Below are 14000 nucleotides of genomic sequence, written 5' to 3'. Positions count from 1 at the left end.
GAGATAGTGAGAATCAGAAGGACCTCTATTGCGTTGTTTGAGCTTTATGTTTTGATCGAGGAGTTTGGGGAGACCGAGATATGAAGCGAAACGAGCGAGAAAAGTAATGCCACCTTTTGAGGTAAGAAGTTCATCAGTGAAGTCAATTTCAGGTTTTGGTGGTATAATATTCATAAGGGCACCTCCTGGGTGAAAGGTGTTATTTGGCTATATAATAATTTATACCCCAGGTTTGGTGCCCTTCCAACCTATTTTATCAGGGAATTTTGGATTCAAAATTAACATTTTTCAAGATTTTGGATATATGGTTGTAATATTGTCTGTATGTATTATAATTTAGGATAAGGCTATTGGGGGCTGCGCGACGGATCTCGGTGAACCCCGCCAGGCCCGAAAGGGAGCAACGGTAGCCGGGCTCTCCGGGTGCCGCAGATTCCCCAATAGCCCCTTTTGTTTATGGAAGCGTAAGGGGACTGGTGTCCCTCCCGGGCTTCAAACCCGGTGCACCTCCTATAAAGAGGTGGGTGGGTTCAATTCCCACACGCTTCCGCCAAAAAAATTGTTATTTTATATACTAAATTGAAATCCTTAGTTTTAAAACTTCTAACCATTTTTGTTGCTTTTCAGCTATTTTTAAATATTCCATTTGGTTATCCCCTGATTAGTCTTCAAGAAGAAGAAAAAATAGGTAAAGAAATAATTAAAGAACTAAATTCTCAAGTAGAATTTATTCAAGATATAGAATTAGTAGCTTATATAAATACTATTGGACATATCCTTAAAATTAAAGGTCTGGATTTTTCTCCTTTTAATTTCAGATTTTTTTTAATAAAAGATGATACTTTTAATGCTTTTTCAATTCCTGGAGGATACATTTTTTTAAATTCTGGAATTTTTAATAGTATAAAATCCGAAGATGAGCTTGCAGCTATTATGGCTCATGAAATGGGACATAATATTTGCAGGCACATAGCCAGAAGATTTGAAAAAATGAAAAGACTACAAATAGCTACTACTGCAGCTACCATAGCAGCTTTACTTTTAGGAGGAGGAAAAGTGGGAGAAGCTGTGGGAATAACTTCCTCGGCTTTGGCTCAAACTAAACTTTTAGCTTATAGTAGAGCTGATGAAGAAGAAGCAGATAGAACCGGTTTCCAAATTCTTACTAAAGCTGGGTATAATCCATGGGGTATGGTTAACATTATGGAAAGACTATCAAAACAAAGCAATTTTGCTATAGAATTAAATTACAGATATTTAATAGATCATCCTCTACCTCCTGAAAGATTGAATTATATTACTATATTAGCTGAAAATTATACAACCAATAAAACCCCTGCTAATATAGTATGTCATGAAAAAGAATATTTTAAAAGATTATGCATCAAGGCTCAGGTTCTTTCTAAGGACCCTACAGATTTAGTTATAAAATATAGAGAAGAACTTAATATTAAAGATGATCCATGGAAACATTATGCTTTAGCTCTTGCTTTAAGCCAAGAGAGATTCTTTAAAGATGCCCTTATAGAAATGAAAAAAGCTCTTTCAGAGCTACCTGCTAAACCCTATTTTATTTTAGATCTTGCAGAAATCTATTTCAGATCAGGTAATTATTCTAAAGCATTGAGTGTTTTAGAAAAAATAAAATCTCATTCTGATTCCAAATATTGGTATAAAAAAATTTATAATTTAAAATTGAAATATTTAAAAGCTCGTATTTTTACTGAAATTGGAGATACTTATAAAGCTTACACTTTGTTTAATGAATTAAAAAACAGCAATATTCTTAATACAGATCCTTATTTTTATTTTTATTTTGGAAGAACCGCTTCAGAAATGAACAAATTAGGAGAAGCACATTTTTATTTTGGAAAATATTATGAATTAAAAGGAGATTATAAAACTGCCATTTATCACTATAAAAAGGCCCTTTCTTTTTTATCTAAAACAGATAAAATGTATAAAGAAGTGCAAAAAAATTTAAAAAATTTAAAATAAAAAGGATCTTTTAAAAGGAGGCTTTAATAAATGGAAGAAAAAAATTTTTCTCCTATAAGAAAGCATCAAATAAAGATAAAAAAACCTTTTAAATTGAATTATAAAGAAAAAATTGTGTGTCCTTATTGTAATAATAGTGAAGAATTTTATGAGGTTATTGAGAATGCTACTTTTCTTATTTATTATGTTCAAAATCCAGATGGCACTTTAGAACCTATTGAAGAAGAAACAGAGGTTCTTGGGCCTGTAAAATTTTTTTGTGGAAATTGTCATGCAGATCTTACTATGTTAAGAAATAAAAGGAATAATAAAAAATAATAATGAGAGCTTATTATATAATTTTAAGCTATCAAGCCTTTAGAAAACATTTTAATGACCTGAAAGAAGGAGATCTTATAGGAATAAGATTGCCTCTTAAAAAAGAGGAAATAGGATTAATTGTAGATTTAATAAATAGAAAAGTGGAAGCCTTTCCTCCTTTTTTGGCACAACTTTTAAGTGGTTCAAAGACTTTACAAGCTGAAATTTTAAAAGAATTTATGCTCCCTTTTACTTTTGTAATTAGAGATTTGAAAACCATGTTATCAGCTATTTCTTTGTTTTCTCAATTAGAAGGTAGTTTTAGCAAATTTATTACTAAGGATGATAAAGCTAATTGTGGATTAGGAGTAAGACTTTGGAATTCTTTAGAAGATATTTTTAATGTAGCAGGATCTCAGGTTTTACCTTTCCCTTTTGTTTTACAACCTTTTTATGAAAATATAAGAGATATTAGAGTAATTATTCTGGGAGATTATTATATAGAAGCCTATGAAAGAATTAATCCTACTAATTTTAGAAAAAATATCTTTTTTGGAGGAACTTCTCAAATTTATAATTTATCTGAAGAAGAAATAAATTTTTGCAAAGCTGTAATGAAAAGAGGTCAATTTCCTTATGCTCATTTAGATTTAATTTATATAAATGGTGAGGGTCCTTATCTTTCTGAAATAAATCTTAAAGGAGGAATAAAAGGAGCTCAAATAAATACTCAAGAGTATGAAAAAATTATTTATAAAATTACTCAGGATTTTTTTAAAACTTGGGAAGAAAGATATAACCCTGTAATTTATTTAAAACCTTGAGAAAGTTCTTTTAAATTGGGGAAAAGATAAGTTTTTATTACATAATCCCAGTTTAATTTATATCCTATCTCAGCTATTTTATAAAATTTTTCTTCTTTTTCTTTTAAAGATTTGGGAATTTTATTAAAAACTTCTTTTACTTTGTCTGCAATTACCATTTCTTCTAAAATATGCCTTTTTTCCTCTGTCATTTTTTTTAAGCTTTCAATAGAAAGCTTTTCTCCTGCAGAAATAAAATCAAAAGCAAAATAGGGTTTAAATTCATTTTTAAAGGTTTTTTCTAAGAAAAAATTAACTCCACAAGAAGTGGAAAATACAGGAGTTCCTGTAAAAGGTAAAACTTCTATGTGAGCAATTCCAAAAGGCTCATAAATAGACATACCAAGTTCTAAATCTGAAGCAATTCTAAGATCACGAGTTTCTACATCCTCTGTTACCAAAGCAAGACATTTTCTTTTAGAAAAACCAAACTGATTTATAAAAATTGCTTTTATATTTTTAGATGTTTGATTAAAATTTTTTATAAGTCTATAAATATCTATTTCATAACTCACTAAATCTGGCCAGCCTTCTCTGTGTTCAAAAGGCCAGTTATATTCTTTTACCATTTTTTCAACTTCATAAGTTGGTCTACCTGTGACTACTAAAGAAGAAAGTAAAATATATACTCCAAATATACGATTTTTATGGAATAATTCATCTAAGTATTGAAGCAAAATTATATCTCTCCAAATTCCCTTACTTTTTACCAAACGACATACATGAGTAATAATGATATCTATATATGTGTTTAAGTATTTAGAAAAACATTTTTTAATTTTTTCCTGAGATTTTATTTTATCTTCAAAAGTATAATGATCTAAAGCTATGGCATTATATACTACAGTAAGTTTTTGGTCTGGGGTATCAGGACAAAGAAATTTGTATTCTTCTACTACCCAGTCCCCTACTGCAAAAATTTTATCAAACCTGCGTGCCAATTTAACCAAAGGGGTTCTATACCAGTCATCTTGAGGACCAAAAATCTGTTCTAAAGATATTCCTGAAAGTTTGCATTTTTTAAGAATATTATAAAAACTTATATCAGCACCACCTAAGTTTTCTACAATTCTTCTAACTGGAGCTACCTCATGAGCATAAAATATTCTTTTATGTCTTTCTGAATTGAACTCAGGATGCAATTCCAAAGCTAATAACGATGGAATTCCCATATATTCATGAGCAAAATGAACAAATTTATTATTAGGGGAATATAGAGCTGTAATTAATTCATAATAAGGAACACCTATTCTAAAATACTGTTCATAATCCCAATCATATTCATATCTGTCAGAAGGTAATCCAAAATGTTCCCAGAATAAATATTTTATATAATTAAGGATATCTTTATTTATATGGGTGATGTCTACCAATAAAACATCTACATTTGAAGTTTTATTAGGATTTAACTCATTAACTATTTTTCTTTTTCCATAAACAATATCTATATTATACTTTTCTAAAATTGGTTTAAAAATTTTTGAAAACTCACCTGTATCATAGTTATCTTTACTGGAATAAAAAACTGTTCCATCTTTTCCAAGTCTTGTATTAGCTGAGCCTATATATTCAAAAAGAGGCCCGTAAAGAAGAGTTTTATTAAAAATAGAAAGATAAGAAGGAGAGGTACAAAGCTGATTTATTACTTCTCCTATACCACCAACTTTATATAAAGCTTCATGAGTAACATGGATAGCAATTTTCATATTTTTAAAATTTTAATATAAAAGCTTTAAAAAGTAAAGCTCACACTTTTTCATAAATGCCTTTTTTTTTATGTATTCTATAAATTTCTGATAGGTTGGATGACAGGCTAAGGTTTTAGCATTACCTATGCAAATAAGTTTTCTTCTTGCTCTGGTAATAGCTACATTAAGTCTTCTTAAATCATTAAGAAATCCTATTTCTCCTTTTTCATTTGATCTTACAAAAGAAATAATTATTACTTCCTTTTCTCTACCTTGAAAACCATCTACAGAGTTCACTTCAACTTTTAATCCCTTTTCAATAAGAATCTGTTTTATTAATTTTACCTGAGCAGAATAAGGTGTTATTATACCTATATCCTTTTTATCAAGACCCATTTTACATAATTCTTCTGTTAGTTCTATAACTAAATCCGCTTCTCTATAATTTTCATAAGAGGTAGAACCTTCAGGCTGAAATTCGTAAGTATTACCTTCTGAAGTATCAAGAAAAGTAATAGGTACTTTAGGATCAAGAATTTTTTCGTATTTTCCAGGACTTTTAACTCCTAAATCAGCTAAGGTATGATTTTTAACAAGATCTGAAGCTTTAAGCTTTCCTCCATAAAATTCCTTATTTGGAAAATCCATTATTTTTTCATTCATACGGTATTGAATTTCCAGCATTAAAGCCAGTTCTGGAAATCTATTAATCAATTTTTCAAAAAGAGTATTTTCAAGCTCCTTGGCTTTCTCACTTAAAATAGTAGGAGGGAGTTGTTTGTGATCTCCTGCAATGTAAAATTTATCAACTTTCATTATAGGAATTAAAGTAGAAGGTTCTGTTTGTTGACTTCCTTCATCTATAACAGCTACATCAAAATAAAAATCTTTTAAAAATTCAGATTGAACCATAGAATTTGTAGATACTACTACATCTGCTTTTAAGATAATAGAATTAAAGATAGCTTTTTCTTTGTCCCGCAAAGCTTGTATTTTTTCATTTATTTGATAATTTAAAACAAGCCAATTTGCCATAGACCTTAGAGTAACTCCAGAAATTCCTCTTGTTCCTTTTCTTTTTTCTCCTAAAAATATAATTTCCTCATCACTAAGACCTCTTCTTAATTTTGGAGAGGGTTTGGTAAAAGAGTCTCTTTTTTCTATTAATTTCTTAACTTCTTCCCACTCTTTAAATAATTCCTTTGCAGCATTTGCTTTTTCAAAAAGCGCAAAGATAGAAAATTTTTCTAATTCTTCCATAACTCTCGCAGGATGTCCAATTCTTACAATTTTAAGTTCAGGATATCTGGAAAGATTAAGAATAAGATTATCTGCAGCAATATTAGAATCAGCAGTAGCTAATACTTTTTTCCCTTGATTAACAAGTTGCACTATCAATTCTGTAAGTGTGCTGGTTTTTCCTGTTCCAGGTGGTCCATGGATAAGAAAAAAGTCTTTAGCTCCCAAGGCAAGTTTTATAGCCTTTATCTGAGTAGGATTGAGTTTGGTATCCTTTAAAGAAAAATCGCATTCCTCTGCTTTGTCTGGTTCTTTTAGTCCTAAAATAATGTTTCTTAAATCTCTTTGTCTTCCTTGTGCATGTCTTAAAAACTCTAAATTTTCTTCCATACGTTTATAAGTAATATCATTTGCATAAAGATCAATTCTCACTCCTTTTTTATAAATCCATTTGGGAGGCTTTTTATCAAATGCAACTGTTATGGTTTTCTCTGTGACCTTTATTACAGTTCCAAGAAGATCAATTTTTAAAGGATTCCCTTGGCTTATTAAAACTATATCTCCTGTGCTTATTTCTGTTTCTATAGGTTTTTCTCTCCAAAATCTAACTAAATAAAGATGAAATTTTGTTCCAGCTTTGTTACCTTTTAAATTAAGAATAGCTCTTCCAATAAGTTCTCTTTCTTTCCCTGAAAGTTTTCTTATTTCTGCTTCTTGATTAGAAATTTCTGCTTGTCTTTCAAATTCTATTAATTTCTTAAATTTTTCTACATATTTATGAACAGTTTTTATTTCTTTAATGGTATTTTTATCAGGAACAAAATCTGGATAAAACCTGCATAAAGATTCATCTTTAAGATAAAGAAGAATGGAATTATTGGCTATATAAATTTTTTTAATATCTTTTTTCTTTAAACCTAAGCGTTTTAATTCTTTCTGAAACCTCTTTTCTTGTAAAATTCCAGGTAAAAGTAAAGGCATAAAATAATCCCTTTTAATATTTTAACATTTAAATTATTATAAAATAGAGGCTTTTTAAAAGAATTTTTTATTTCTTATTTTTTATCCAGGAAGCTATATAAAGCAACCACCCTAAAATGCCCAGACCTATTAATAGACCTGTATGAGTTGCTACCAGAGGTTTTTTAAATGATTTTACAAACATATTTTTTCCAACTTCAATATCTACCTGAACACTATGTAAACCATGTTCTGTTTCATCCCTTACTTTTATTATCCATTTTCCTTTTCTATCAGGTAAAAAGCAGACAAAACCATTTTTATCTGTTCTCCCTTTCATATAAGGAAATTCATCTCCCGGACCAAAAATTTCATATTCTGCATAATTAGCTGGTTCATCTTCATAATAAAAAAATCTGGCACAAATACCTTTATTTTTCACTTGATATTGAATAGAATGAGCTCCTGCTCCTTTAAAGCAAAGGAGCAGGAGAAAAAGAATTAAATAAAAATTTCTACTTTTAAACATAATAATTATATTACTTCCAGGTCAATACTGTAGTAAAGGCTTTATAATCGGCTTTAGAAGTATCTTTTAAAGGTATTCTATATCTTACTGCGATTACTTTCAAAATTCCTTCTGGAACATTCACTTGAGCAATTCCGTTTTTATCAGTTTTACCAAGCTTTTTATGCCCTCTGGTCTCTATAATTAACCCTTCCATAGGTTTTCCTTTGAAAAAAACTTTTATAGGTAAAATATCTCCTGATTTTAAATTTAAAGGGTTTTTAAGAGGAACAATTTCAAATTTTAATCCTAATGGTTTGGTAACAACATCAGAGTAGGTAAAAATAGATTTGGCAAATTGTTGAGAATAAAACGAATCTAATATTTGAAGCCCTTGTTTTAAAGCTTCTTTTTTGGTCATTTTATTGTATTTTTTCTTTCCTTGAGGAGTAATAGATACTACATAGTATTTAGGTTTGCTTAAAACTGCTATCAAAGATATTTTGTTCTTTGTTTCTAAAATAACCTTGTTTTTCATATTTATTCTTTTTATAGAAACCTTTTTTCCTTTCAAATTATAAGCTATTATTTTTTCTATCATTTGAGGATTATAAAAATCTACCCTCTTGTAAGGATGTCCCCATTTGATTTCAAATTTATTAGGTTCTACTTTTTCTACCCAAAAATGATGAGCAAAGCTTAATGAAATAGTTGTTAATAATACAACTAATATAATAATAAACTCTTCAAATGCCTTTTTCATAAGCACCTCCTTTTATAATTTAAAAATTAAAACTGACTTTACCAAAAATATTTCTTCCTAACCAATCTTTATCAGGCTGTCCATAGTCTGAATCAAAAACATTATTAATTTCAAAGGAAAATTTAATATTTTTAGAGATATCTTTTATTACTTTTAAATTAGAAATAGAATAATCCGGTATAGTTTTGGTATTATCACTATTTGTATATTCTCTGGAAATATAATTGGTGTCCCAATGGACTAATATTTTTAGAGGCTTGATTTTATAATCAATACCTAAGCTAATAGTATGATGAGGACAATAAGTAAGATCTTTCTCTGTATCTTTATTCTCTGTATCAAGATAGGTATAACCCAAATTTAGATTAAAATTTTTGAAAGGCTTGGTTTTTATACTTATTTCAACACCCTGAGTATAAGCTTTTTGAACATTTTCCCAGGTTCTTTGATTAGAGGAAATATCTACACGAACGATCATATCTTTTACATTATTTCTAAATAAAGTTAAATTAGCAAAAAGTTTATCAGAAAATTCATGTTCTATTCCTGCAGAGTATCCCCAAGATTTTTCAGGTTTAAGATCTTCATTAGGAATATTCCACCAACCATGATGGTAAAAGTAAACATACAACTGTCTTATAGTAGGAGATTTAAAGGCTCTTCCAACTGAAAATCTTAAACGAGTGTCTTCTCTTAATTTCCACAATAAGCTTGCTTTAGGATTAAATTCTGTTCCATATAAAGAATTGTGATCCCATCTGGCTCCTAAAACTATTACTAAAGGATCAAAAGAAATTTCATCCTGTATATAACCACTTGTAATATCCATATTTTTATCTATTTTGCTATACCCTTCTACAGTTAAATCTACATTTCTATGTAAAAATTCTATCCCTCCTGTAAAAAGATGGTTTATTCCTATAGGTTTAGTATATTGGACTTCCATTTGATTATAAGAAACATCTCCATATCTGTGAGTATACCCAGGAGAAAAAAGATCCATATTAAAATTATAATAATATTCTCTAATTTTAAGGAATGAACTATCTGGAAAATTAATATCTATGGATGGACTTATTCTTACCTTTTCGTCACTTTCGTATTTCCAATCCAATTTACCGTAATTTAAACCAAGATTTAAATTTATTTTAGGAGTTAATTTATAGGCGAGGTTAGTTAAAACATATTTTCCTTCAAAATTATCTCTACGTGCTCCATATTTACTTCTTTCAGCCTTATCATAATGAGCATCTATAAAAAATCCAAATTTATCAGTAATCCATCTTCCCAAACCTGTGTTTAAAGTAGAGGTTCCATATTCACCATATCCTCCAGAAAGTGTAAACAAAGGCTTATCCGGGACAGATTTAGTTATAATATTTACTACTCCTGCCATTGCATCACTACCATATAAAACAGAAGCAGGGCCTTTAACGATTTCTATTTTTTCTATCATTTCAGGAGGTATCTGATTAATACTTGTTCCATATTCTCCCATTCCTCCACCAAAAACCCTTTCTCCATTTATTAGAATAAGTCCATAACCACTATCAAAATCAAGACCCCTTAATTTAGAACGCCAAGCTGAAGAGCCAGGCACATTTTCACTTTGAATATAAAAACCCGGAATTTGTCTCAAAATTTCTGATACATTTTTAGCAGTAGATTTTTCAATATTTTCTTTTGTAACCACAACAGTTTCAACAGGAACATCTTTAAGCAAATGAGGTGTTTTTGTGGCTGTGACCACCACTTCAGGTAGTTCCTCTGTAGCATTTTCAAATTTAACTTTTTGTGCTAAACAGGCACCATTAAATCCTAAAAATGAAATCAAAGCTGAACTGATAAAAAGATCCTTTAACTTCATTTACACCTCCTTTTCAATTTTAATATATTTTGTTATTATCATTGGAATTATATAATTTTAAAACAACTTTTCATAAATTTTGTAACAAAAAATTTAAAAAAGTCAATAATATTTCAAAAAATTCAACTATTATTTTATTTTAAAGACAAAAATTTAATACTTAATGAAATTTAAAGATATTTCAGTGCCACTTTTTTATAAATAAAATAGAAGATTTTTAAATTGAATTAGGGTTTGATTAAAGTTTTTCAATTTTTACTGTAGTAATTTTATATTCAGGAGTATCTGCTAATTCATCTTTTGCAGAACTGGTAAGAAGATTAGTTAGAGTATCTTCAAAATGGAAATCCATGAATACTATGCCTGGTGGAACTTCATCACTTATTTCCACTTTAACTGTTATCTCACCTCTTCTACTTTTTAATTTAACCAAACTATCATTATAAATTTCTAATTTTTTAGCATCTTCTGAATTAATAGATAGTTTTTCATAAGGACATAGTTGTTTTAGAGTACTGATTTTATTAGTCATACTTCCGCTTCTGAAATGATATAATCTTGTTCCTGTTATAAGAAGAAAAGGATATTCTTTATCAGGATGCTCTTCAGGAGAAATATATTTAGGAGGAACTAATTTGGCTTTTCCTGTATAGGTGGGGAATCCATTAGTAAACAATAATTCTGTACCGGGATGATTTTCATCTGGACAGGGCCATTGAATCCCTGTTTTTTCAAGTCTTTCATAGGTAATTCCTTTCATAGCTGGAACAGCTCTTCTTATTTCATTCCAAATATCCTCAGGTGTTTCATAATCCCAATTGAATCCTAATCTATTAGCAAGTTTTTGTAAAATTTTCCAATCTGGTAAAGCTTCTCCAGGAGGTTTTACAGCGGGGTTTATTTTTTGAATTCGCCTTTCACCATTGGTAAAAGTTCCTTCTTTTTCTAAGAAACTCTCTGCAGGTAAGACTACATGAGCCATTTGTGCAGTGCGTGTCATAAATATGTCCTGAACTATCATAAATTCTAAATTTTCCAAAGCTTTCCAGACAAAATTTAAATTAGCATGGGTTGCAGCTATGTTATAACCTATTATATAAAGTGCTTTTAAGTCCCCTTTTAAAGCTGCTTCATACATTTTAGTTTCATTTAAGCCTGGTTTGTCTGGAATATCTGTTCCCCATAATTCTTTGAATCTTAATCTTACAGCTGGATCAGAAACTCTTTGATAGCCTGGTAAAACATAAGGTAAAGCTCCCATATCACAAGCACCTTGAACATTGTTATGTCCACGAAGAGGCATAGCACCGCATCCTGGTTTACCATAAAATCCACAAAGTAAAGCCAGATTAGATGCTGCCATAACCGCATAAGAACCTGATCTATGTTCCACTAAACCTACTCCCCACCAAATAAGCCCGCTTTTGGATTTAGCATAGATCATAGCAGTTTTTTCTATTAATACAGGATTTATTTCTGTAATTCTCTGAACCTTAACTAAATCCCATTCAGAAAGAATATATTCCCTATATCCTTCAAAGTTTTCTACATGTTTTTCTATAAATTCTTTATTATAAAGATTTTCTTTTAATATTACGTAGGCAATTCCATTTAATAATGCTACATCTGTTCCTGGTTTTAAAGGTAGCCAAAGGTTAGCTAATTTTGCCAAATAAGTTTTTCTTGGATCTATGACTATTAATTTTAAATTTTCCTTGTTTATTCTTTCTAAAACTTTTTGAGCCAAAACTGGATGAGCCTCATAAGGATTTGCTCCTATTAATATTAAGGTTTCAGTTCTTAAAACTTCATCAAAGCTACTGGAAGGTGCACCTGTTCCTGTGGTGGCAGCCAGCCCCACTACTGAAGGAGCATGTCAGACACGAGCTGAACAATCTATATTGTTTGTTCCTAAAACAGCTCTGGCAAATTTCTGAGCTAAATAATTCTCTTCATTAGTAATCTTAGATGAAGATAAAAGACCTATAGCGTGAGACCCATAAACTTTTTTTATTTTTGATAATTTTTCTGCTACAAAATCTAAAGCTTCTTCCCAAGAAACTTCTTTGAATTCATCTTTTCTATCTTCTCTGATAAGTGGCTTTTTCAATCTTTCTTCATTTTTATAAATTTCAAAACCAAATCTTCCTTTTACACAAAGATTCCCGTAATTAGGCGGCCTGTTTTCTCCTGTAATTTCTAAAATTGTATTGTTTCTTACATGAATATTAATATTACAACCAACTCCACAATAACCACATACTGATTTGACAATTTTTACATTTTCTAAACTATAAGGAACCTTTTGCTCTTTTTTAGTTAAAGCACCAGTTGGACATACATCCACACATATACCACATTTAACACAGGTTTCTTTGAAATAAAAGGTGATGTGCTCTTCAGGAGTACCTTTATCAATTATTTTCATTTCTATGCTATTATAAGGACAAGCTCTCATACATCTAAAACAGGCTATACATTTATTAAGCTCAACATTTATTAAAGGGTGATCTTTATTTAAAGGATATCTAAATTTAGTAGGAATTCCTATTACAGAAACATTTTCTTTAATAAGAATTTCTCTAAATTCACATTTATGAAAACCTAAGCATCCACATTGCAAACACCTTTGAGCCTCTTCTATAGCTTCTTTTTCTGAAAAAGTAGAATAAATTTCTTTAAAACTGGAAATTCTTTCAGAAATAGGCAATTCTTTGGGACTTTTGGATTGCTTTTCTGAAAACTGTTCTGCATAATAAGGATCTATTTGATCTAAACGCTTTCCACGAGAAAAATCAAATTTTACTGTAATAGTTTTTTTTGGGCTTTTTTCTTTTAGAAGATAAGTATTTATAGATTGAGCAGCTTTTCTTCCTGAAGCTACTGCTTGAATAACTGTTTTTGGACCATAAATAAAATCTCCTCCAGCAAAAACTCCTGGCACATTAATTTCTAAGGTAAAATTATTAACTACTAAATATCCTCCAGGATTTATTTCTAATTTTTCTTCTAATTTTCCATAATTAACAAAATCTGTTTCAGGCCCCTCTCTTAAAGCTTTTATTACCAAATCAAACTCTTGCCATTCTTCAGTACCTTTAGCAGGTAAAACCTTTCTTACTTTATGTTCATCTGGTTCTGAAAGAATGGTTTTGACTGTTAAAACTCTATATTTATCTCCTTCTTTTTGAATTTTTAAAGGCATAGACATGAATAGAAATTTAATCCCTTCTTTTTCAGCATCTCTAAGTTCTCTCTGAGGGATAGGCATCTCAAGTTTTGAACGTCTATAAATTACATAAACATCTGCTGACAATCTACGAATACTTCTGGCAACTGCTATAGCAGTATATCCTCCTGCTATTACTAAAACCCTTTTCCCTGATAAATTTTCCCTGAATTTATTTTCTTTTATATCAAATAAAAGTTTCAATCCACTTAAAGCTAATTCTTCCCCTTCAAAACCAAGTTTTCTTTCTTTTCTTGCTCCTACCCCTATAAAAATTGCAGAAAATCCCTGCTCAAACAAATCTTTCAGAGAAAAATCTTTACCCCAGACCTTTCCACCTTGAAACTCTATGTCTAATCTAAAAATGTTTTCTACTTCTTTTCTTACAATTTCTATAGGCAATTTATACGAAGGGATTCCATATCTTAAAAGACCTCCAGGTTCTTCATGAGCATCAAAAATAGTCACTTCATGTCCTTTTAATCTCAAAAAATAAGCACAGGAAAGACCACTGGGGCCTGCTCCTATGATTGCTACTCTTTTTCCTGTAGATGGAGGTATTGAAGGAAGATCTTCTCCATATTT

At 30.0% G+C, this 14000-nt stretch carries 9 protein-coding genes, 1 tRNA gene and 1 other RNA gene; 5 read left to right on the top strand and 6 right to left on the bottom strand.

Annotated elements, in window-relative coordinates; all coding sequences use genetic code 11:
* The first annotated feature begins 348 nt into the window (after positions 1–348).
* The 5 genes from ffs (at position 349) to CC87_RS07880 (ending at position 3122) form a co-directional block, all read left to right on the top strand.
* Positions 349–446: signal recognition particle sRNA small type (gene ffs, locus CC87_RS08950), an RNA gene on the top strand.
* A 12-nt stretch (positions 447–458) separates the two neighbouring features.
* Positions 459–553 (top strand) — tRNA-Sec (locus tag CC87_RS07895).
* A gap of 26 nt (positions 554–579) precedes the next feature.
* On the top strand, positions 580–1998 hold the full coding sequence (locus CC87_RS08945) for a M48 family metallopeptidase (RefSeq protein ID WP_156955605.1): 1419 nt from the start codon (positions 580–582) through the stop codon (positions 1996–1998).
* 30 nt (positions 1999–2028) lie between these two features.
* Positions 2029–2316, top strand: coding sequence for a hypothetical protein (locus tag CC87_RS07885; RefSeq protein WP_051920788.1), 288 nt, complete (start codon positions 2029–2031; stop codon positions 2314–2316).
* A gap of 2 nt (positions 2317–2318) precedes the next feature.
* Positions 2319–3122, top strand: coding sequence for an ATP-grasp domain-containing protein (locus CC87_RS07880; protein ID WP_051920786.1), 804 nt, complete (start codon positions 2319–2321; stop codon positions 3120–3122).
* Here the strand turns inward: CC87_RS07880 and CC87_RS07875 are convergent.
* The 6 genes from CC87_RS07875 to fdhF form a co-directional block, all read right to left on the bottom strand.
* Positions 3107–4867 (bottom strand): hypothetical protein, encoded by a 1761-nt coding sequence (locus CC87_RS07875; protein WP_038057859.1) that lies wholly within the window; start codon positions 4865–4867, stop codon positions 3107–3109. The two genes, CC87_RS07880 and CC87_RS07875, sit on opposite strands and share 16 nt — an antisense overlap.
* A gap of 12 nt (positions 4868–4879) precedes the next feature.
* The gene (locus CC87_RS07870; RefSeq protein WP_084222237.1) at positions 4880–7069 is read right to left on the bottom strand and encodes an IGHMBP2 family helicase; all 2190 of its coding nucleotides are present in this window, start codon (positions 7067–7069) and stop codon (positions 4880–4882) included.
* Between the two features lie 67 nt (positions 7070–7136).
* Positions 7137–7577: a hypothetical protein gene (locus CC87_RS07865; RefSeq protein WP_038057857.1), complete on the bottom strand. Its 441-nt coding sequence runs from the start codon at positions 7575–7577 to the stop codon at positions 7137–7139.
* 10 nt (positions 7578–7587) lie between these two features.
* Positions 7588–8319 (bottom strand): DUF4198 domain-containing protein, encoded by a 732-nt coding sequence (locus CC87_RS08800; protein WP_051920784.1) that lies wholly within the window; start codon positions 8317–8319, stop codon positions 7588–7590.
* A 19-nt stretch (positions 8320–8338) separates the two neighbouring features.
* The gene (locus CC87_RS07855) at positions 8339–10186 is read right to left on the bottom strand and encodes a TonB-dependent receptor plug domain-containing protein (protein WP_038057855.1); all 1848 of its coding nucleotides are present in this window, start codon (positions 10184–10186) and stop codon (positions 8339–8341) included.
* Between the two features lie 238 nt (positions 10187–10424).
* Entirely contained in the window at positions 10425–13943 is a 3519-nt protein-coding gene (fdhF, locus tag CC87_RS07845; RefSeq protein ID WP_342666630.1) for a formate dehydrogenase subunit alpha, read from the bottom strand.
* Between the last annotated feature and the right edge of the window lie 57 nt (positions 13944–14000).

It is taken from the genome of Thermodesulfobacterium hydrogeniphilum (assembly GCF_000746255.1).
GTDB lineage: Bacteria > Desulfobacterota > Thermodesulfobacteria > Thermodesulfobacteriales > Thermodesulfobacteriaceae > Thermodesulfobacterium > Thermodesulfobacterium hydrogeniphilum.
This window is presented reverse-complemented; position numbering and strand designations above follow the sequence as displayed.

Excerpts from the sequence above, each read along its gene's own strand:
- CC87_RS07880 (WP_051920786.1), top strand. The coding sequence starts at position 2,319 with ATGAGAGCTTATTATATAATTTTAAGCTATCAAGCCTTTAGAAAACAT.
- CC87_RS07875 (WP_038057859.1), bottom strand. The coding sequence starts at position 4,867 with ATGAAAATTGCTATCCATGTTACTCATGAAGCTTTATATAAAGTTGGT.
- CC87_RS07855 (WP_038057855.1), bottom strand. The coding sequence starts at position 10,186 with ATGAAGTTAAAGGATCTTTTTATCAGTTCAGCTTTGATTTCATTTTTA.
- CC87_RS07865 (WP_038057857.1), bottom strand. The coding sequence starts at position 7,577 with ATGTTTAAAAGTAGAAATTTTTATTTAATTCTTTTTCTCCTGCTCCTT.
- CC87_RS08800 (WP_051920784.1), bottom strand. The coding sequence starts at position 8,319 with ATGAAAAAGGCATTTGAAGAGTTTATTATTATATTAGTTGTATTATTA.
- CC87_RS07870 (WP_084222237.1), bottom strand. The coding sequence starts at position 7,069 with ATGCCTTTACTTTTACCTGGAATTTTACAAGAAAAGAGGTTTCAGAAA.
- CC87_RS07885 (WP_051920788.1), top strand. The coding sequence starts at position 2,029 with ATGGAAGAAAAAAATTTTTCTCCTATAAGAAAGCATCAAATAAAGATA.